Annotated in this window: 17 protein-coding genes; 3 read left to right on the forward strand and 14 right to left on the reverse strand. The window is 50.7% G+C overall.

Going from position 1 to position 21,108, the window contains the following annotated elements; genetic code table 11:
- Positions 1–13: 13 nt before the first annotated feature.
- From EKN00_RS08755 to EKN00_RS08815, 13 genes are all read right to left on the reverse strand, one after another.
- Positions 14–1,654 (reverse strand): peptide ABC transporter substrate-binding protein, encoded by a 1,641-nt coding sequence (locus EKN00_RS08755; protein ID WP_127849755.1) that lies wholly within the window; start codon positions 1,652–1,654, stop codon positions 14–16.
- A 312-nt stretch (positions 1,655–1,966) separates the two neighbouring features.
- Entirely contained in the window at positions 1,967–3,604 is a 1,638-nt protein-coding gene (locus tag EKN00_RS08760; RefSeq protein WP_127849756.1) for a peptide ABC transporter substrate-binding protein, read from the reverse strand.
- A gap of 251 nt (positions 3,605–3,855) precedes the next feature.
- Positions 3,856–4,809, reverse strand: a complete 954-nt coding sequence (locus EKN00_RS08765) for an ABC transporter ATP-binding protein (protein WP_127849757.1) — start codon at positions 4,807–4,809, stop codon at positions 3,856–3,858.
- A complete protein-coding gene (locus EKN00_RS08770; protein WP_127849758.1) occupies positions 4,810–5,883 on the reverse strand; it encodes an ABC transporter ATP-binding protein in 1,074 nt (357 codons plus the stop codon). It abuts the gene before it with no gap.
- Between the two features lie 11 nt (positions 5,884–5,894).
- On the reverse strand, positions 5,895–6,911 hold the full coding sequence (locus EKN00_RS08775) for an ABC transporter permease (RefSeq protein ID WP_127849759.1): 1,017 nt from the start codon (positions 6,909–6,911) through the stop codon (positions 5,895–5,897).
- Complete coding sequence (gene opp3b / locus EKN00_RS08780) at positions 6,911–7,837, reverse strand: oligopeptide ABC transporter permease (RefSeq protein ID WP_127849760.1); 927 nt, start codon at positions 7,835–7,837, stop codon at positions 6,911–6,913. Before opp3b ends, EKN00_RS08775 begins: the two co-directional genes overlap by 1 nt.
- A 501-nt stretch (positions 7,838–8,338) precedes the next feature.
- Positions 8,339–9,148 carry a Cof-type HAD-IIB family hydrolase gene (locus EKN00_RS08785; protein WP_127849761.1) on the reverse strand — a complete coding sequence of 270 codons (810 nt, stop codon included), beginning with the start codon at positions 9,146–9,148 and terminating at the stop codon, positions 8,339–8,341.
- A 276-nt stretch (positions 9,149–9,424) separates the two neighbouring features.
- The gene (locus EKN00_RS08790) at positions 9,425–10,216 is read right to left on the reverse strand and encodes a class C sortase (protein ID WP_127849762.1); all 792 of its coding nucleotides are present in this window, start codon (positions 10,214–10,216) and stop codon (positions 9,425–9,427) included.
- 85 nt (positions 10,217–10,301) lie between these two features.
- Positions 10,302–11,873: a SpaH/EbpB family LPXTG-anchored major pilin gene (locus tag EKN00_RS08795; protein WP_127849763.1), complete on the reverse strand. Its 1,572-nt coding sequence runs from the start codon at positions 11,871–11,873 to the stop codon at positions 10,302–10,304.
- A gap of 299 nt (positions 11,874–12,172) precedes the next feature.
- Complete coding sequence (locus tag EKN00_RS08800; RefSeq protein ID WP_127849764.1) at positions 12,173–13,477, reverse strand: pilin N-terminal domain-containing protein; 1,305 nt, start codon at positions 13,475–13,477, stop codon at positions 12,173–12,175.
- Entirely contained in the window at positions 13,470–14,840 is a 1,371-nt protein-coding gene (locus tag EKN00_RS08805) for an LPXTG cell wall anchor domain-containing protein (protein WP_164848086.1), read from the reverse strand. Before EKN00_RS08805 ends, EKN00_RS08800 begins: the two co-directional genes overlap by 8 nt.
- 72 nt (positions 14,841–14,912) lie before the next feature.
- Positions 14,913–16,541: a hypothetical protein gene (locus EKN00_RS08810; RefSeq protein ID WP_127849766.1), complete on the reverse strand. Its 1,629-nt coding sequence runs from the start codon at positions 16,539–16,541 to the stop codon at positions 14,913–14,915.
- A 532-nt stretch (positions 16,542–17,073) separates the two neighbouring features.
- Positions 17,074–17,418 carry a hypothetical protein gene (locus EKN00_RS08815; RefSeq protein ID WP_127849767.1) on the reverse strand — a complete coding sequence of 115 codons (345 nt, stop codon included), beginning with the start codon at positions 17,416–17,418 and terminating at the stop codon, positions 17,074–17,076.
- Between the two features lie 313 nt (positions 17,419–17,731).
- Between EKN00_RS08815 and EKN00_RS08820 the strand changes: the two genes are divergently transcribed.
- Positions 17,732–18,022 carry a DUF2187 domain-containing protein gene (locus tag EKN00_RS08820; RefSeq protein WP_206611277.1) on the forward strand — a complete coding sequence of 97 codons (291 nt, stop codon included), beginning with the start codon at positions 17,732–17,734 and terminating at the stop codon, positions 18,020–18,022.
- Between the two features lie 95 nt (positions 18,023–18,117).
- Here EKN00_RS08820 and brnQ read toward each other — a convergent pair whose 3' ends face one another.
- Positions 18,118–19,458 (reverse strand): branched-chain amino acid transport system II carrier protein, encoded by a 1,341-nt coding sequence (gene brnQ, locus EKN00_RS08825; RefSeq protein WP_127849768.1) that lies wholly within the window; start codon positions 19,456–19,458, stop codon positions 18,118–18,120.
- 335 nt (positions 19,459–19,793) lie between these two features.
- On the opposite strand from brnQ, the gene EKN00_RS08830 reads away from it, so the two are divergent.
- Both EKN00_RS08830 and EKN00_RS08835 read left to right on the forward strand, forming a co-directional pair.
- Positions 19,794–20,459: a YoaK family protein gene (locus EKN00_RS08830; RefSeq protein WP_127849769.1), complete on the forward strand. Its 666-nt coding sequence runs from the start codon at positions 19,794–19,796 to the stop codon at positions 20,457–20,459.
- Between the two features lie 48 nt (positions 20,460–20,507).
- Complete coding sequence (locus EKN00_RS08835; RefSeq protein WP_127849770.1) at positions 20,508–20,984, forward strand: ribonuclease H family protein; 477 nt, start codon at positions 20,508–20,510, stop codon at positions 20,982–20,984.
- Positions 20,985–21,108 lie beyond the last annotated feature (124 nt).

The following is a 21,108-nucleotide window of genomic DNA, read 5'->3' on the forward strand; positions in this document are numbered from 1 at the left end:
TGCACCCGTCAGACTACTTGTTAGTAGTACCAACGAAGTTAATCATGTTACCTGGGCTGTAAGGCATGTGCTTAATCGTCTTCTTGGTCAGGTGAGCTTCACCAGTCTGGTACAGGCCGATGACACTCTGCTGGTCAGCGATGATTTCGTTAGCCTTCTTCAGGTCGTTCCAACGCTTGCTGATGGAAGTTGCATCAGTCGTCTTGGAAGCCTTGATCAGCTTGTCGTACTGAGCGTTGCTCCATTCACCCATGTTGTAACTGTTGCCAGTTGTGAACAGGTCAAGGAAGCTAATTGCGTCAGGGAAGTCAGCCTGCCAGGATGAAACAACGACGTCAGCCTGGTGGTCAAGAGACAGCTGAACACGCGTCTTGAATGGTACGGACTTGGTTGCTACCTTGATGCCAGGAAGAGCCTTGGTCCATGCACCCTGCAGGTATTCAAGGGTCTTCTTCGCAACGTCGGTGTCGTCAGACAGCAGCGTGAAGGAAACAGAGTCAATTCCTTCTTCTTTCAGGCCTTCCTTGTAGAGCTTAGCAGCTTCCTTCACGTTGTACTTGGAGTTAGCAGCGTATTTCTTGGAAGAGTCGGTAGCGAAGTCCTTGCCGTTATCGTCGTTCGAGAACAGCCCGTAAGGTACAGGTGTGGAGATTGGACGGGAACCATCACCAAGAACCTTCTTGATGAATTCCTTACGGTTGATGGACAGGGAAAGCGCCTTGCGAATCTTCGCGTTGCCGAGAGCCTTCACGCGCTTAGCGTTCATTTCAAGGTAAGTCGTCCGGCCCTGAGTTACAGTGTTGTACTCGGGGTCATTCTGCATCTGGGCAGCGGTGTCCCCAGACAGAATTGCGTCGTCAAGCTTGCCACCCTGGTAAAGGTTAAGTGCGGTCGTTGCTTCCTTAACCACCTGCGTGGAAATGGTCTGCACGTGCACGTTCTTCGCGTTCCAGTACTTAGGGTTCTTCTTTTCTGTCCAAGAGTTAGAGGAACCGTTCCACTTGGTCAAGGTGTATGGCCCGTTGTAAGTGGTCGTTTTCGCACTGGTCCCGTACTTTTCGCCGTACTTTTCAACTGCGGACTTTTCAACTGGGTTGAAGACCTGCAGCGTAATCATGGATTCAAAGTAAGGCATTGGCGTGTCCAGGGTAACCTGGAAGGTGTACTTGCCAGTTGCCTTAGCACCAAGTGAGGATGCTGGCTTCTTGCCCGCCTGAATATCTGCTGCATTCTTAATCCCAGTAGTGATATATGCATATTCAGACTTGGTCTTAGGGTCAGCCAACCGCTGCCATGAGTATTCGAAGTCTTGGGCAGTAATCGCCTTCCCGTCGCTCCACTTAGCACCTTTACGAATTGTGAAGGTGTAAGTCTTTTGGTCCTTGGAGACCTTCGCCTTGGAAGTGGCGAGATCTGGTTCGAGCTTCTTACCGTCGTAACGGAGAAGACCAGCACCGGTATCCTGCAAAACCTGACCTGAAATAGCGTCCGTAGCCTTAGCTGCGTCCATTGTGGCGATAACATCCTTCGCCATGCGTTTGATGGATTGGTCCTTACTGCTGGTATCCGAGCTGGAATTGCTGCTACCGCAAGCGGCGAGCAGAATAACCAACGTGGTCAGCGAAGCGCCAAGCCATAGTGGTTTCTTCTTCATGTGTTTCCCTCCGAAAATTCTTTGATTTCAACTATGTTTCTTAGAATACATCACATTTTACTTAATGTACACTAATTTTTCAAAAAAATTGCTCATTTTCGTCTATTTATTTCGACACGTGTCACAGTATGTGAACAATTTGCATGTTTTTGCCACATTGTTTGAACTTTTCTCATTTTGAGCCGTCACGCAACTTGTACGCGAAAAAATGCGGATACTCATCTGCGGGCAAAAATGAGATAAACGTCGCAATTAAATTAGCCACGGCAAACAAAAAAGGAACGGCAAATGCCGTTCCTTTTATTTGCGAGATTACTTGTTGTTAGTAGCGCCAACGAAGTTAACCATCCCATTAGGGCAAGACTGCATACCCTTAACAGAAGTCCGGATCAGGTGCGCTTCACCCAGCTGGTACAGAGGCACAACGCCCATGTCCTTGGTGAGAGTCTGTGCAGCCGTCTGGAGGTCGTTCCAACGCTTGGTGGTGCTAATTGCGTCAGAGCCCTTAGATGCCTTAACTGCGTTGTCGTAGGTCTTGTTGCTCCATTCACCGTCGTTGTATGCAGCGCCAGTGGTGAAGAGGTCAAGGAAGCTGATTGCGTCTGGGAAGTCAGCACTCCAAGCGGTAACAACCATGTCGAACTTACGGTCAGCTGAAAGCTGGAGACGAGTCTTGAATGGTACAGACTTGGTCGTCACGGTCAGCTTAGCGTTAGGACCAGAAACCTTTTCAAGGGCGTTCTGCAGGTATTCAAGGGTGCTCTTAGCAGCTTCGGTGTCATCAGACAGAAGTGAGAAGTTAGCACTGGTCTTACCCATTTCCTTCATGCCTTCAGCAAAGAGCTTCTTGGCTTGCTTCAGGTTGTAGGTGGTGTCCTTCTTAACGGCCTTGTCGGCTTCAGTCGTGAAGTCCTTGCCGTCCTTGCTGTAGAACATCTTGCTTGGAACAACGGTGCTGATTGGGACAGAACCATTACCCAGAACCTTCTTGATGAATTCCTTGCGGTTAACCGCGAGGGACATCGCCTGGCGAACCTTCAAGTTCTTGAAGATTGGGTTGTTGTTACCGTTCATTTCCAAGTAGTACGTTGCGGTCTTAGGAATGTTCGTGTATGAAGGGTCGTTTTGCATCTGCTGAGCGTTGTTCCCAGAAACAACAACATCATCAAGCTTGTTGTCCTGGTACAGGTTCAGTGCGGTGCTTGGGTCCTTAACAACTTGGTACTTCAAGGTGTCAACCTTAACGTTCTTAGCGTTCCAGTACTTAGGGTTCTTGGTCTGGGTCCACTTGTTGTCGGAACCTTGCCACTTCTTCATGACGTAAGGTCCGTTGAAAGTGAGCGTCTTAGAGGAAGTACCGTACTTGCTACCCCACTTCTCAACGTTGCTCTTTTCAATTGGGTCAAATGTCTGGAGGGCAATCATCTTTTCGAAGTAAGGCATAACCTTATCAAGCTTAACCTGCAGGGTTGTCTTGTTTAAGGCCTTCACACCAAGCGTTGAAGGAGCCTTCTTGCCGGCGATGATGGCGTCAGCGTTCTGAATCCCACTGAAGATGTAGGCATATTCAGACTTGGTCTTTGGATCGATGGCGCGCTTCCACGCGTAAACGAAGTCACCAGCCGTAACCTGCTTACCATCAGACCACTTTGCGTTACGCAGGTGGAATGTGTATGTCTTCTGGTCCTTAGAAACGGTCGCCATGGACTTAGCCATGTCAGGCTTCAAGGTCTTGCCCTCAAAGCGGTAAAGGCCGGCGTAGGTGTTGTCCATTGCCTGACCAGAGATAACGTCTGTTGCCAGGCCGGGGTCCATCGTGTTGATGATGTCAGAACTCATCACACGAATGCTGGTCTTCTTCGCAGTATCAGAAGACTTGCTTCCACAAGCTGCAAGCAAGATCGTCAGTGCCAGGGCAGCAGAGCCCATAAGTACTTTGTTCTTCTTCATTATGTAAATCCTCCCTGAAATGCATCTGTGACATAATCTTGCGTCACGTTTTTGTACAATGATTAGAATACTCCGCTAGTAGGTTAAAATCCAGTGATATGCGAACTTTCTTTGAATAAGTTTTGTGTACCGTTTACACAGCCCTTTCTCGTTTTCACATCACCTGCCACTTATTTCATTTCACGGACGACTGGACTAAAAAAAGCAACCCCCGCGCCGAATAGTTCGACTGAGAGATTGCTCCTTTTGACTTATGCGTTGTAAGCCGCCGCTGCGGCCTTGTAGCCTTCAACTTCACCGGCAGCCGCATAGACGAAGTGTTCTGGCGTGATTTCCACCATGGTCCGCTTCTGTCCGTCTTCTTCCATACTGGAATCGTACGGCTGAGGCCGACGCTTGCGTTCAACTTCTGGATCCGGAATTGGGATTGCAGAAAGCAAGCTCTTCGTGTATGGGTGCAGTGGGTGGTTGTACACTTCACTGGCCGTGGACAGTTCCACCAGCCGCCCGTTGTGCATTACGGCAATCCGGTCAGAAATGTACTTAACCATGGACAGGTCGTGCGCAATGAACAGGTACGTCAAGTTCCGCTTCTCCTGAATTTCCTTCAACAAGTTAACCACTTGGGCCTGAATGGAAACGTCAAGCGCGGAAATTGGTTCGTCAGCGATGATGAACTGGGGCTGCACGGCAAGTGCCCGGGCAATCCCAATCCGCTGCCGCTGACCACCAGAGAATTCGTGGGGGTAACGGGTGGCGTGGTCAGGGTTTAGCCCAACCAACTCCAGCAGGTTAGCCACCTGCTCGTCACGGTCTTTGTCATTCTTGGCGAGGTGGTGGATATCAATCCCCTCGGCAATAATGTCCTTAACCTTCATCCGGGGGTTCAGGGATGCGTATGGGTCCTGGAAAATCATCTGGGTTTCACGCCGGAATTCCTGCATCTCCTTCGAACCGTTCTTCAGCTTGGCGATATCCTTGCCGTTGAACATGATTTCCCCACTCGTTGGCTTGTAGAGCCGAATGATGGCCCGGCCGGTGGTAGTTTTACCAGAACCAGATTCACCAACCAGCCCCAGAGTTTCGCCGCGGTAGATGTCAAACGTGATGTCTTGGATGGCGCGGACTTCATCCTTCTTGCCTAGGTTGAAGAACTGCTGGAGGTCCTTAACGGAAACCAGTACTTCCTTCTTCTGCTCAGCCATTTAGTCCGCCCCCTTTTCCGTGGTTTGTGGTTTTTTTGTTTCTGGGTTCATCTTCTTCCAGATTTCACGCCGACGCGCAATTTCTGGTGGCAATTCAACCTTTGGTGCGTCTGGGTGCAGCAGCCAGGTTGCGGCCTTGTGGGTTGGTGAAACCTGGAAAAATGGTGGTTCCTGCTCCGTGTCAATCTGCATTGCGTACGCGTTACGCGGTGCAAAGGCATCACCAACTGGTGGGTCGAGCAGGCTTGGCGGCGTCCCGGGAATTGCGTGCAGGCGCTTAGTGTTAGTCTCAAGCGTCGGCATCGATTCGAGCAGACCCCAAGTGTATGGGTGCTGGGCGTTGTAGAAAATTTCGTCAACGGTCCCAAACTCGACAATCTTGCCGGCATACATAACGGCAACGCGATCAGCAATCCCGGCCACAACCCCAAGGTCATGCGTGATGAAGATGATACTGGTATCGATCTTCGTCTGCAGTTCCTTGAGCAGGTCGATAATCTGGGCCTGAATGGTTACGTCAAGGGCGGTAGTTGGTTCATCAGCAATCAGAATCTGGGGATTGTTGATGATGGCAATGGCGATAACAATCCGCTGCCGCTGACCACCAGAGAACTGGTGGGGGTAGTCCTTGAGCCGGTTACGGGCATCTTTAATCCCAACCAGTTCGAGCACACGGGCTGCTTCTTCCATTGCGGACTTCTTGGACACACTGTTGTGAATCCGGAGTACTTCTGCAACCTGTTTCCCAATCGGCATGGTTGGGTCAAGTGAGGTCATTGGATCCTGGAAAATCATCGAAATGTCGTTACCGCGCATGTCGTTGAGTTCCTTGTTTGACTTCTTCAGAATGTCTTCACCGTTGAAGAGCACTTCACCGTTAACAACTTCCCCGTTCTTGGCGAGCAGGCCCATGATGGTCCGGAGCGTAACGGACTTACCGGAACCAGATTCACCAACAATGGCAAGTGTTTCCCCTTTTTCAAGGTCAAAGGACACGTTGCGAATCGCGTGCACCTCACCGGCGTAAGTGTGGAAGTCAATTTCCAAGTTATTTACTTCGAGAATTTTACTCACAATTACACCTCCTAGCGTGCAGAGCGAGGGTCAAATGCGTCACGCAGCCCATCAGCGAGCAGGTTGAACGCGAGCATCAGCACCGAAATCACGATGGCAGGGTAAACCATCTGGTAAGGCAGGAAGCGGAAGTTCTTTTGCCCATCAGACAGCAGCGTCCCCAGTGATGCCTTAGGTGCAGGAATCCCAATCCCAATGTAAGACAGGAATGCTTCAAAGAAGATTGCCGTTGGGATGGTGAACATCGTCTGAATGATGATGGTGGAGGACAGGTTTGGAATCAGGTGCTTCCACGCAATCTTGATTGGCGATTCACCCAGCGTCTTCGCAGCCAAGATGAACTCCTGGTCACGCAGTTGCAGGGTTTGTGCACGAATCAGCCGGGCCATCGTCACCCACCCGGTAAAGGCAATGGCAACAATAATGCTGAGCAGACCTGGCTTGAACACGAGCAGCATCAGGATAACAACAACCAGGTTAGGCACGGAACTGATGATTTCGATGATCCGCTGCAGAATGTTATCAATCATCCCGCCGTTCCAACCAGAGACAATCCCGTAGATAATCCCGATGGTCAAATCAAACAGGGTTGCCATGAACGCGACGAACAGGGAAACACGGGTCCCAGCCAGAATTCGGCTGAGCAGGTCGCGACCGAGTGAGTCGGTTCCAAGGGCAAACCAGGTGCCATCTGGAACCTTGGAAGCCTTGTATGCGTCAATGTATTCACCACGCACCAGCCCGTGCCCGTTGAATCCAGGAATGTTCAAGTTACCGAGCTTCGGTGGCAAGTTATTCCAGTTCAGGTGCTGGGTGTTGGGGTTGTGTGGGGAAAACCAGATGCTGATGACGGATAGAAAAATCATGATGCAAAGAATCCAGAGGGAAACCATGGCCACCTTGTTCTTCTTAAGTCGCCGGAATGCATCCTGCGTGAAGGTCAGGCTCGGGGTACTGATGTGCTCCTGTGCTTCCTTTTCAATGTGCGCCAACTTAAAGCTGTCGGCATTAATCTTGTAATCAGCCATTATTTCGACCCCCCTGCAAGACGAATTCGTGGATCAATGAAGCCATAGAGGATATCGACAATCAGCAGGACGACAACCAGCATGACGGAATACATCATGGTTAGGCCCATAATTGTCGGGTAATCGTTCGTCAAAATCGAGCGAACAAATTGTTCCCCAATACCAGGAATTGCAAAGATATTTTCAACAACCAGTGACCCAACCATCAGGTCAACGGCCATTGGTCCAATAATGGTAACAATTGGAATCATGGAGTTCCGCAGGGCGTGCTTAGCCACAACCTGCCACTCGGATTCACCCTTGGACCGGGCAAGCTCGATGTAGTCGGAGTTGAGGACATCAACCATTTCCGTCCGCATGAACCGGGCCGTCTGTGCCAATGGTGCCATGGCCAAAGCGAGTGTTGGCAAAATACTGGACGAAAAACCATCCCACAGGGCAATTGGGAAGATGTGCCACTTGTAGGCAAGCCAGTACTGCATCAGCGCGGCAAACACGAAGTTTGGGATGGACCGGCCGAGGATGGCAAAAATCGTCGCCACGGAGTCAACCCAGGAGTTGGCCCGAATTGCGGCAATCGCGCCGAGCAAAATCCCGAGGAGCGTTCCGACAACCATCGCCTGGGCACCAATCTGGAGTGATGGTGCAACACGGGAGGCAATCAGGTGGGAAACGCTCTGACCAGCGAACTGGTAACTGGTCCCAAAGTCACCGTGCAGTACCCCAAGCAGGTACTTCCCGTATTGAACAATCACTGGCTTGTCCAACCCGTTTGCCTTTCTCAAGGCAGCAAGTTGTTCAGCCGGAATCTTTGGGTTGTTAAATGGTGTCCCTGGCATGAGCTTCATCAAAAAGAACGTCGCGGATGCGATGATGAACAGTGTCAGCAACAGGTAAAAGACACGTTTGACAATGTATTTAGCCATTGGCTTCTCCTCACTTAGACGTACACGGGAGACCAAATCCCCCGTTTATTGAAAAATTTCTGGGTTTAGGGGCGCAACTTTTCACTTCATTGCGCCTTGAAACTTTCGGAATTGTTAACTAAAAATGTACATTAGAATGGGATTAAAGTAAAGTGCAAATACGAATGAATCGCCACATAAATTGTCTGTCGCACATGAACAAGTGACTACAATTACCGAATATACTGCCTGTGCAAGCCTAGAGACCGGCATTTATCAAAATGACAATTTCAGCGGGTGTTGATTAATTCGCCACACTAAAAAATTATGTCTCACTCGGGTAAAATCGACCCCAAAAATTGAAAACGGTTGCGAAAACGGCAATTTGTTTGGCTGCAACCCAACCACAAATTAGTTTATCTTTCACCAATAGTTAATAAAAAGATATCGGGTGTGCACCAGTGCCATCCCCAGCAAATGCAGGACCACTAATGCACACCCGATATTCATCTATTATCCTGTCTAGTTGAAGTACTTGTCTAGGAACTTAGCAATGCCGTCCTCGGTGTTGCTGGCGGTTTCGTACTTGGCCACTTCCTTGACGGCAGGGACCGCATTGCCCATCGCGACGCTCACGCCGGCCTGCTTCATCATGCCAATATCGTTCATCCCGTCGCCAAACACAATGGTCCGCTCAATCGGGATCCCGGTGCGCTGCTGCAGTTCTTGCAGCGCGGTGGCCTTATCAATCCCGAGCGGAATGAGTTCCATGTTGTCGTGATTCGACGCGGACAGGTGCATCAGGTTCATTGCCTGCAGGGCGGCCATGGAGTTCGCCAGCCCCTCCGCATCACGGGGGCTAATCACGATGCCGTTGGTGATCTCGTCGACGTGCTTCAGCAAATTGTCGAGCGTCCCCACCTGCTTCACGCCAACGGTCAACCCACTTGGCTCGAACACGCGCAGAGCGGCTTCCACGAATGCGGGCGGCGTCTGGGTGTAGTACACGTTATCATCACTGAAGTAAAACGCAGACAGACCATGGGCCGAGGTCACGTCGTTGACGGCGGTAAGCGCCTTTGCGCCCAGCAAGTGGTGCACGCGCGTCCCGGCAAAATCGTACACTGCCCCATTCGCCCCAATCACGCCAGCGCGCGGGGAAACTTGGTCAGCCATAATCTTGGCCAGTGCGTACATGCGTCCCGTGGCCACGAAGAACTGGTGACCATTGTCCATGGCGGTATTCAGTGCTGCCGACGTTTTGGGCGAAACGTGCTGGTGATCAATTGCGAGTGTACCGTCAATATCCGTGATGATTAAGTGTGGTTCCATTTTTGCCTCCGTTGCAAGAAACACGTTCATGCCTAGCTAATATTTCCTGATTTTACTACTTAGCTCGTTCAATTTGCCGATGCCCACAATTATGTAAAACAACGCATTATACCCGATTGTAGCAGAAAAAAGGTAGTCTTGGTAAGCACGCCCGTCAAAATTGTCATTGCGCTACCGAACAGCCAAGACCTCCCTGGTAGCAACAGGTCCGTTGATTAGCACGCTTTTGTTCTTTCACTGCACGCAAAAAAGCAGAGCATCGCCCTGCTTTTCTCTTTATTTGCGGGCCTTCCGCGCGCGCCACACCTGATAGAAAATCAGCGTGACACACGCCCAGAAGATGCCGGCGAGAATTACGATGTTGCGCCAAAGACCTGACTGGCTCGCCGCTTTAACCTTTGCGGCAGTTGCAGGCGTGTACGGAACGCGGTGCCCCGTTACCAATAGTCGGTGGGTATTGGCTGGAACCGGGGTGCAGGTGAGCAGCGTTGCGAGATCACGCCCTGCCTGAATTTGCAGGGCCTTCGTGTCGGTCGGCTTGATTACCTGAATCTTATCCACCTTGTACGCGCGGTGCTTACCCGCAACGGTAATGACGAATTCATCCCCCTTGGTGAGTTCGTGCAGATCACTAAACATCGTTTTCGTCGGTAGTCCGCTGTGCGCCGAAATCGCCGTGTGGGTATTTTTACCCCCGACTGGCGCACTAGTACCCGGAACAACCCCCGCCCCGTGATTCAGCGCGTTATCCGACACATTGTCGAACAGAGGTAACTGAACCTTGATGGCGGGAATAGCAATGGATCCGAGCAGGTGGCTGGCCAATTCTTTACGCAGCTGACTGGTACCATAATGGTCCAAATCAATGGACTGATCCTGGTTTTTAGCCAGTGCTTTTGCCCGTCGTTCTTGGTCCTCCTTGTCCTGCCGCACCCTTGCCATGTCCTGATACACCTGGACGTAATTGATTGCCCGCATCGCAAACGGGAACAGACAGATAAGCAGCCCGATAGTAAAAATCATACGCCGGATAAAAATGCCGCGCCGCCGGTTGGTTGTTTTCGCCATCGTTTTGCCTCCTTCTTCCCGTTCCGTTTTGCGTCGCTATGGGGGTTCACCACGTTTACCCCGATGACTGAGTTCACTCATGGAGTTAGTCCTCCTTCTTCTTCAGTGCGGATGCGCCCATCATCGTGCCCCCGATAACAATCAAGGTGATGATCCCGATACCACCAGTCATTGGCAGGGTGCCTGGGTTTTCCTTGGTGTTCTTAATGTAGCTAAGTTCCGTGAGGGTGAAGGAATTCTCATTAACTTCGAAATCTGTTTCTGGGTTAAGTGGTTCCATGTAGTCCTTTGGTGGTGTTTCTTCAATCAAGGTGTAAGAACCGGAATCCAGCCCAATAATTGTGATTTCCCCACTTTGTGGTGTTTCAATCTTGGTCGCTTCTTCCTTAGTTGCCTTCCACGCAATGCTCTTTGGATTTTCCCAGTTGTCGTTTTCAAACTTAGCGTACTCGCCATCGGAATTGCGGATGTAGAATTTAGCATCTCCCAGACCATCATTAGTCTGACTGTCGACCTTCTTGAACTTCGCACCACGGGTAGTTACGTTTGGACCATCATCTTTTTGGTCAATCGGCGTACCGTTGCGGTCGAGCGTCACATTCAGCTGGTTGTTGATGTCCTTGTTTGGCACCGCAGCCTCGTTAATCTTTACCTGGTAGCGAATGACTACGGTCTTACCGGCATGTTTAGCCAAGGTGTTCCGCATCGTCGCATCTGTAATTGCGTAATCCAGCTGCCATGAAGCGGGCTTACTAGTGTCATCAGACGGTGAAGGTGTAAAGGTCACACCATGAGCGCCCTCGCCAAGTTCAGCCAAAACATCTTTACCGGCGATATCCATTGATTGAATACCCTCAAATGTTGCCCCGACTGTGGTCATTGCGTCACTAATCGAGAACTTGTTGTACAGTGAATCCGTGCCGTTGGCCTTGGTGTGGCCAATGTCTGACGGAATGGCGAATTTCACTTCGTACGTCAGCACCTTGCCGACCTCGTAGTCGTATACGTTGCCTTCTTCCTTCAGTGGCTGATCCTTATCATCAAGGAGCACCTTGTCCACCCCGTAGTTCTTCGGGTAAAGCTGGATATCCTTGTTTTCGGTCGTTCCGTCCGCCTTGTAAGCAGGCAGTGCCACTACCATTGGCCGACTCGGCGCCATTTCCTTACTGTGCGTTGTTTCAATAATTACGTACACCGCGTTACGCGTTGCACCATTGTATGTCACCTTGGTTGGCAAGTCCGTGAAGGTAGTTTTACCTTCGCCTGCTGTCATCTGTTCTGTCTTTGCCACCTTGATGGCATCCTCGTTATCTGCGTAAATCTTTTCCCAATTATCCTGCAGTCCCTTGTACAAATCGTCGTGGTTCTTGCCGTCGAACTCGCCGTAGAAGTAGTCGCTAACGTCATAGACCGTAAACCCAACATCGTTGACGTATGGCAGCTTGCCAATATCATCATCGCTCATACTTTCACCGGTGTTCGGAACGAAATCGTTAAAGTTCAGCCCGTCTTTTTTGTTAATTGTGATGTTCGCGGTGTCAGCTTTGCTGCCGGCTGCCATGGTCGGAACCGCGCTCATCATGGATCCTGCTGTCGTCAGCGCCATTGCGATTGCCATCGTTCCGCGCCATGTGCGGCTAATCAGATTCGTCTTCATTAGAAATCCCCCTAATTTTGTCAAACGGCGGGGTGTGGCCGCTCGGGTTAACCCGTGGTCACTTCCCTGTCGCGCCGTCTTGGATTGCGTTCACATGCTGAACGCGCGCGTTGTTTGGTCATGTTGCCAGTTGCTCCTTATTCAATTTGCCAGCTTCGCGTTAACTCCCGGCCGCGCTCTTTGGGTCCAAGTCTTTATCTTCCGGCCAGTTGTCTATCGGAAAATTGGCAAAGTGAATTAGGTATTCACGCTGTCAATTCGCCGATAGACGCGTTTGACCGCGTTGCTCGGCTATTTAATTATTTGAAATTCTCGACGTGCTTGGACTTCAGGCGCCACCACATTGTCACCCATGCCATCAGCACCAGGCCGACGATAATGAGGATTGCGTCTAGGTGTGCACCCAGCTGTGGCAGGAGCCCGCTTGGCGCCGGCTTCTTGGTCGGCGTCGTTGGTGCATCCGGGTTGCCTGGCTTTGTTGGTGTCGTGGTGCCGGTGTCCGGAATCTCCGGAACTTCCTCCGCGTAGTTGTACACGCGCGGTTTGCCTTCTTCGATAATGTTTTCCGGCAAAATTCCGGTTGGGCTCTCGTAAATCGGCGTACCGTTGACGAGCGTCCACTGGTAATTGCCGTTATCGTCGTACATCCGGTCGGACACCTCAATCGTGATTGGTGTGTCATCAAGAATGTATCCGTCCAGCGCCTTAATTTCGTTGAACTCGTAGTTACCACCCTTCAGGTACAGATCCGGTGTCGCCACCAGTCCGTTCTTGTCAGAGGTAAATGTTGCCAGCCGGTCGTCATTTTTCGGGTCCGTACTTGGCAGCCAGTCAAGCACCACCTGGTTGGCAGTGTACTTGCCGAGGTATAGCCGCTGGTTGTTGGCGCCGGCCTTGGAAATCACGTACTGAACGCCTTCCAGCCGCACCTTGTCGCCTTCTGCCGTCACTCCGTATTTGAAGAACCACGGGTCACGAGCGTAGGCGTCGTTCTTCGGATAAATGTGGATGGTGTTCAGCTTCTCGTTTGTTTGCGGGTCGCGCACGTTCATGATAATCATGAGGGGCGCTGACTTGGCCAAATCCACATCGACATGCGCGTTATTTGAACCTGTTTCAATCAGGTAATACGCCGCCACGTGGCCGTTTTGGCGCTGCGGCAGGGAGATACGGCCAATTCCGTCTTCGCTAAGTGCGTCGTCTTCTTGGGTGCGTACCGTCCCGAGTCCCGCATTACCGTTACCAGCAAGGTCCAATCCCGCCGCGATTTTAGCCGCAGCGTTCAGATCCAGCGCCGTGTATTCACGGACAAACTCGCTTGGGGTTTGGTCTTTTGCCAGCGCGTCCTTGTAAAGCTGCGTGGCATCGTAAACCTTGAATTCCACCCCGTTCACGCCGGTGGTCTTGGTCAGCATTTCGTCTGACTTGTCCTTTTGCAGTCCGTCGTTTTCGTACTGCTTGCCGTCGTTACCGTACATCGGGAAGATGCGCTTATGGAGCACTATCTCCGCGGAGTCATTGGTTGCTGCGCGAGCTTGCTGCATGCCGATCATTGGGAGGGCAAGCATCATTGCCGCCAGCGTCATTAGTAGCCGCTTAAGCATCTCCTTCACCTCCCCGGTTTTTGCGCCAATCGTTTAGCTTCCACATCCCCGCAAGACCAATGACAATGAGTCCGATAATCACGAAGATTTGGACACCGGTGCTACCGGTCATTGGGAGTGCTGGTGGTGCTTTGGCTTGGTTCTTGGCGGTGATGGTTAACTCATTTTTGTCACCATCTTTACCAAGTTCAACGTTGACTCGTTGATCGTTGTTAACATCAGAACCCGTGTACCTGAATTCAGTTACACTTCCATCCTTAGCAATGGTCAATTTGAATTCTCCAGCAAGGAGCTCATAACCATCCGGAGCCGACACTTCTTTAATGGTGTAGGAACCTGCTGGCAGTGCCTTATCAAACTTAACGTTTCCATTTTCATCTGAGGTGCCCGATGTGAAAAGATTCCCACTGGCGTCACGAACCTCAAACTTTGCATCAGGAAGATTACTGCCAGTTACGCTATCTTTCTTTATCAAAGTTAATTCGGTTTCGTTGAAGTAGTTCTTAAGCTTGTTGCCGTCAGTCAGAACCCCTTTAGGCCAATGGACATTTCCATCAACGTCAATCGTAATTTCGACGTCACCAATCGGCTTATAACCATCTGGAGGGTTAAGTTCCTTAAGAATATAGGTCCCGGCTTCTAATTTTTTGAAACTAACCTGACCATTGTCAGTGGTGACTTGGCTTTGGCCAACCTGTTTACCATCCTTAAAGATGCCAAAGGTTGCCCCCTTCAACTCACGACCAAGTTCGTTAACCTTCACAAATTCGATGTCGCCGTATTTAATCGTTCGGCTAATCTCAACATCGACCTGGTTAGTGTCTTTTTTGTAGTCAACGTCCGCAAGTGACATTTCCACCGTCGCTCTATTACTCAATACCTTGGGACTTTCATTAATATCGATTGTCTCAGGATCTTGCGTCAGTTTTACCTGCAGGCGTGCTGAGAAGTAACCACCAACGAACTGCATCTGTGTTATCTGGCTGTAGTCGAGAGTGATTGTTACCTTATTGCCAACATATTTAACTTGATTGCCAGTAAGAGCTACGGTATTTCCTTCTGCTCCTTCATGGTGATCAGAGTAAAGCGTAATCGATTTGTATGCATCGGCACCTGAATTAGTCAAGGCAATACCCTCTGGTAGAGTATCTGTGATGGTAATTGATGTTGGCTTGTTCACTACTTGCGCCGTGGAATAGACTTCCTGGTTAATGAAGTAGTAGAACGGCTTAGTTGGATCAAATCGATCTGAAATGTCTTGTTCATGCAGATTATTGTCTGTCCACAACTGGCCGGCCACGACATCTTTAGGCGCACCACCACCTTTAATTTCCTTATCGGTAACCGTCTTGGTGTTAATCATCGTGGTTGGCATCGGTGCTTCATACTTAGCACTTGATAGCGCCAGCCAAGAGTTATTCGAGGTTCCGAATGATCAACGTGTGAAGCTGAACGTTGATCCGTTCAAATCAAACGAGACTGCACCATTATGAAATGACGGAGCGCCCATCCGGTCTTCCCACTTGTTCGTATCTGTTACTGCAATTGGAGTAGTGCGCGTGTTCCAATCTCCAAAAACATGTGAAGTGAAACCATTTTTCACTAGTGAACTTCCATTTTTGGAATTGTTGTATGCCGTGGTAAAAGCATTCTTGTTGTTGGCGACGGTAGCACTCATACCAGTACCAACTGAGGACTGGGCGAACCATTCATAACTACCAACGTGTGTTTCGGAATAGTGTGCCGTTCCTAACCCGCCATTTGCCTGAACAAACTCGCCAGGGTTAAGAGACGTGAACATTAGTTCCGAGGTATTGCCACCTGCGTTGTTAAATTGAATTGGCACATTTTGACCACCCTGATTAACGTAAAAAGTTACGTCCCAATCGAATGTCAAAATGTTAGCAAGTGCTAATCCGGAATAGAAATTGGTCGAAAAATCCATTCCAGCTTGTCCGTTAATACTATTCAGAGTTGTGCCCCAGTCGCGGCCACGCGTGGTCATGTTTTTCACTTCCACGTAAGCACCAATTCTTGTTGGAGTTCCCCCGATAATCGCAGTCCCAACATTGTCATAGTCCAACTTGATTGTGGCTTGACGTGCTGCTGCCCAATTGTCAAAGGTTACAGCTTTAGCACTTGTTCCGTAGTATCGTTGATAAATGGTTGTTTCCATTTCGCCCCGACTACCATAACTTGATGTTTGGCCAGTGTTCTTACTATGAAGTTGGCCCACATTTGAATTAACTTTTAAATTAGAGACTGCACTGTCTGAAAGACTTAGACTAAGTGCGCTAATTGCCGTTCCTGAAGGGGCTGTAACGTTGTCAAAGCCTACTAAGGCCTTGGACTTTTTTTTCTCGGCCTCCGCGACAGCTTTTTCATCGTCACCTTGTTTAATTGGTTCCTCAGCGACGGCGCCTTCGCCATTTTGTTTTTCTTGGTCCTGTCCTGCCTCAGGTTGCTCCGTCAATTCTGGTTTCTCTGATTCTACAGGACGACTATCAGTTGTTGGTTCTTCCTTTGGCTCTTCTTTCGGCTCTTCAACCACCGTTTCTTCTTCAGTCACCGGAATTTCCGGAGCCGCCACCACCTTTGCTTCCGCATCGGCGCCGGTCAGCACATCGGTTGTGGCCTTGCCCATTGTTTGGCTATCGATCTGCAGCCAAGCAACTAGCTGTTTTGCGTCCAGCGGCGTGGTGACCACAAGCTTGCCCTCACTTGTGTTAGTGAATTCAGCTTCGCGGTACCAGTCGTCACCGTCCTTCTTGGTCAAATCGCCTTCCTTACGCACCACCGTGCCCGTGCCATCCTCGGCCTGGGCCAGTTTGACGCGAATAGAACGCATGGTCACGTCATCTGGTGCGCGCTTCGTGTACTGCAGCGTCCATTCGATGGTCTCTTCGACCACTTCCGCCGAAACACTAACACGCGCGGCGTCATTATCCAGAATGACTTGTTCCTCGCGCGCAGTAACGGTGTTCAGGCTGGTTAGCCCGAACACGCCCTGAATTTGCATCAGGATGATGGCGAATGCTGCAATACTCGTCAAAAATTTGCGCATCTTGCTCCTCCTCTCGTTTAGTTAGGGGGAGTGCAGCTTCGCACGTCCCCAGAGTTGTGCTACCAGAAGCATGCCGACCAATCACCTCACTTTGATGTATGCCACGAGTCATTTCCCTATAATCTAAATCTAAACGGTTACATAGGCTCGTGTATATAGTAACGAGTGTTTTTTAATTGCAAAAATTATGGACAAGGTACGCGTGCCGTTATATCAATGAAAACGCGTACAAAAAAACTGACGTTATTTTCCCAAATAACACCTGTTCTTGTATTTCACTAACACATTGTAAGCACAAACTGAGTTTTTTAATGTCTGAATTAACGTGCGATAAATAGGTATATACCTTTATATCACTTGGCTTAGTCATCTTATTGGCAACGGTGCCCGATGTTATTTAGACAAATATGCAATCGAAATATTCACCGCTAACCCGCTACATTTTGCTTGACCCCCCCACCAAAATTAAGGACACAAAAAAACCGCCGCAAACTGATTGCGACGGTCTTTTGCTCATTTTTAGTTAGTATCTTTAGCTTGCTGTAGCTAGTTGAGTCTTCTGATTGAGGTACCACTGTGCCAATGACGGCTGTGCGGTCCCATCTTCGGCGAACGTAATGCCAAGTGCCTTAATGAGCAGTACCAAGTTAGCCGAACGGTTCTTGACGAGGCCCGCGAGCAATTCATCACTGTGCAGTGCCGCGTTTTCCATTAAGTACTGGTTAATGTCGGCGATGTACCCTGACCGTTCCAACTGTGCGAACAAATCAAGACCATCTGCCCGAAAGTGCTGAACGTAAAACTTACCAAACTGATTTACCGCAATTGTCTGCGCTGATTCTGAAAGCTGATCGAACTGCAGATTATTTTCTGCCATCACAAAATCCTCCTCCACAAGTGGACTAATTCACATTCATTTTAATTTTAGGGCTTAACTTGCAAATGCGCAAGTTGCCTGCATAGCACTTCGGTGACAATCGCATTACGTTTCGTAGTCATTTGGCCACGCATGCATTCCCGCCAAAAAGCCGATAAATGTAGCGAATTTGCAAATAACACCGGCTTTTTTTAACCATTTTGTCCAATGTTATAAGAATTGGTAACGACCAGCGATAGTCAGGGATTTATGGTTGGCAATGACCGATTATGGCTCTACAATGCGCATATCAATTCAGATTGGAGGCATGGAAATGGCAAAATTCACCATTCAGCCAGGTGACGAGCTCACCGCACAAGTGAAAGAGGACATGACCAAGCAGTTCAAGGGTAAGGTCATGAAGAATTACGAAAATTCCGCAATGCTCGAGATTACTGAATTCGACGCAGCCGTTGACGGCCCCAACGTTCCGGAATTAAATGGTCGGATTGTGGTCAGCTTCAAAAACGTGCTGGCAGTTAACGGTAACCCCGTCAAGAGCAAGGACGAAGTCGGGCCCGCGCCAAAGCCCGAAGACGACTTACCCGAAAAGAAGCGGGCTTAACCGACCTCAGCAAGTCCAAGAAACAAAATAAAACCCAGTTTGAAGCAATGAAAAACGGCCGCGCAATTTGCGTGAGCCGTTTTTTGATTGTATGGTTATCCGCGCCGTGCCTTGACCTTGACGACGGCAAAGGAAATTATGAAGCCAACTAACGCGGGCACGGTCCACCCTAGACTCTGGTCGAAGCCGGGCAAGAACTGCCCGAGGTTAATGATCGACTGAAGTGCGCCGTGGTGCAGACTAGCGGGCAAAGCATCCAGACCGCTCAAGACCGCGGGAATTGTCACGAACGCGATGGTCGTGACGTACACCGGCCGCGCATCCCCAAACGTCCGGGAGAGCAACCCAAGCAATATCAGAACAATCGCGATTGGGTACAGCAAATCCAGGAACGGTTCCGAGATGGCAATGATTTGGGTCAACCCGATGTTTGCCAGGAGCAGTGGCACCCCGGCTGCGCCAAGAATGAGCCACTGGTAATTGGTCTTCGGGAACAGCTCCTTGAACGTATCCCCAAAGGCGGTAATGAGGCCAACGCCGGTCTTCAAGCAGGCCAAGATTACAATTATCGCCGTGAGCAGGCTCCCCAGGGTGCCGAAGTAATACCGCGCAATTTCGGCAATAATGATGCCACCATTGCTGGCCCGGTCGAATTCGCTAATCGCGGTCAGGCCCATGTAGGCCAGCACCGCGTAAAGAATGGCCATGAAGACTGCCGAAATTGCTCCGGCCTTGATGGTGCCCAGCGCAATATCTTGTGGCCGCGTCACCCCGAGGTTCTGGATGGCCCGCACCACAATAATGCCAAACGCGAGCCCGGCCAGTGCATCCATGGTCATGTAGCCGGAACTAAACCCGGTGCTGAACGCCATGTGCTTGTACTCCGCAACGGGTGCCACGTCCATGCCGCCCATCGGGAACAGCACGACAAACCCTAGCAGCAGAACCAGCGCAATCAGGAATGCCGGCGTCAGGATTTTACCGATGTACAGCATAATCTTGCTCGGCTTGCGGGCCAGCAGCCACGCGGTCCCGAAAAAGAGAAGTGAGAAGATGGCGAGCGCCACATGCTGGTAGCGGTCCGGGATAAATGGATCCAGCCCGATTTCATACGAGATGGTCGCAAGCCGCGGGGTGGCGAACAATGGCCCAATCCCGAGATATAAAATCACGGTGAAAACGTAGGCAAATGGTCGGCCGACCTTGGCGGCGAGGCCAAACACCCCGTCAGTCCGACTCATCCCAATGGCCGCCACCGCCAGAAGCGGCAGTCCCACTCCAGAAATCAGGAAGCCGAGTACCGCGGGAATGATGTTGTGTCCGGCTGATTGTCCCAGGAACACCGGGAAGATTAAGTTCCCGGCACCAAAGAACAGCCCGAAGAGCATGGTCCCAATAAAGAACAGGTCACGCCGGGAGAGCCGCTTGTTTTCCATCGAATGTATTCCTCCACGAATTTGGGGCTGACGCAGACGCGCCGTTCCCCTAAGTTAATTTTGACGTCCGCTAATTGGACATTTACCACTTAATAATAACGCAAAATCACTGTGACGTTTTTCTGCATATCCGTCACATTTTAACATTTGCCGCCCGTTAGCGCAAAACGTTCACGATTACCCCTTGGCGTGGCTGCGCGGCGGTTGAATCCGGCTAGTGATGCCGAATTCCTGCAGCCTTAACTACGGTACACGTACCCGACGCCGCCCGTTGCGACTGGCGCTACCTCCCGCTTAAGGATATGATGGAAGTATCTTTTTTTCTGAGGTGAGTCATGACTGAAAAATTCCCCATCACCGAGCGCCTGCCACTCGGCCTCCTGCTGGCCGCCAATGCTGGGGCCCTCGATGCCTATACATACGTAGCACATGGCGGTGTCTTCGCTGGTCTGCAAACTGGGAACATGATTCTCATGGGGGTCAGCGCTGGCCGCGGCGACTGGCACGACTTCACGGCCCATCTGATTCCCTTCCTGGTGTTCGCAGTCGGCACGGCCTTCATTCGCAGCCTGCAGCACGCGTTAAACACGCCTGAAGCAAAACGCCGCCGTGCCGTTATTGTCCTCCTGTTTGAGGCGGGCATGGCCGTAGTGACCGCCCTCGTGGCACCACACGTATCCGACACGGTCACGAGCTCACTCGTGGCCATCATCGCCGCCGCCCAGCTGCAGGAATTCCGGCGGCTGCGGGGCAAGCCCTACATGTCCATCATGATGACGGGGAACCTGCGCACCGCGGCCGAGGGTTTCTTCGACTGGCTCGTGCGTCACGATCACAGCCAGCTAATTGCGGCCCGTGATTCCGCCGGCGCCATCATCGCACTGATCTTGGGCGCGACCATCTCGGGTCTGGCCGCACACCTCTTCGGCGCGGTCGGAATTATCATCGCCAGCCCGATTCTCATCGTCGCGGCAATTTACGTCGGCCAAGCCAAAGTCTAGGGCGACACAACTGGCAGACAACATTATTAATTTGGAGTGACTACAACATTGGATATTCAAATCTACACTGACGGTGGCAACCGCAACCACGGTAACTTCGCCGGGGGCAGCGTCATGGACACCGACCCCAGCGCGTGGGCGGCATTACTCATTTTCGGCGACCACGAAAAGCTGCTGACGGATGGCGAGTTCGGCCGAACGAACAACTATATGGAAATCATGGCCGTGATTCAGGGACTGACCGCCATGAAGCGCACCGACCTCCCCGTCACCGTCTACTCCGACTCCGCCTATGTCATCAACACCATGCAGCAAAAGTGGTACGTCAAGTGGCAACAAAACAACTGGCGCAAGGGCGGCAAGGAAGTTAAGAACGCCCTTTTGTGGCAGGAGCTGTTAAAGCAGGTTGCCCGATTTGACGACCTGACTTTCCAAAAGGTGAAGGGTCACGCCACAAACCGCAACAACAATCGCGTTGACGAGGCCTTAAACAAAACCATGGACCGGCTGGAGCAAGGCCGTTAATCTGAATTCGCTCAAGGAAAAGAACGTTCCGCCCGCAAATGACTAACTGCGATAATCCCTTTGTGGTTGTCAGATGAAATATCATAATTCATCTGACAATTATGGAGGGATTTTTGTATGCCCA

It is taken from the genome of Lacticaseibacillus hulanensis, from assembly GCF_004010095.1.
Taxonomy (GTDB): domain Bacteria; phylum Bacillota; class Bacilli; order Lactobacillales; family Lactobacillaceae; genus Lacticaseibacillus; species Lacticaseibacillus hulanensis.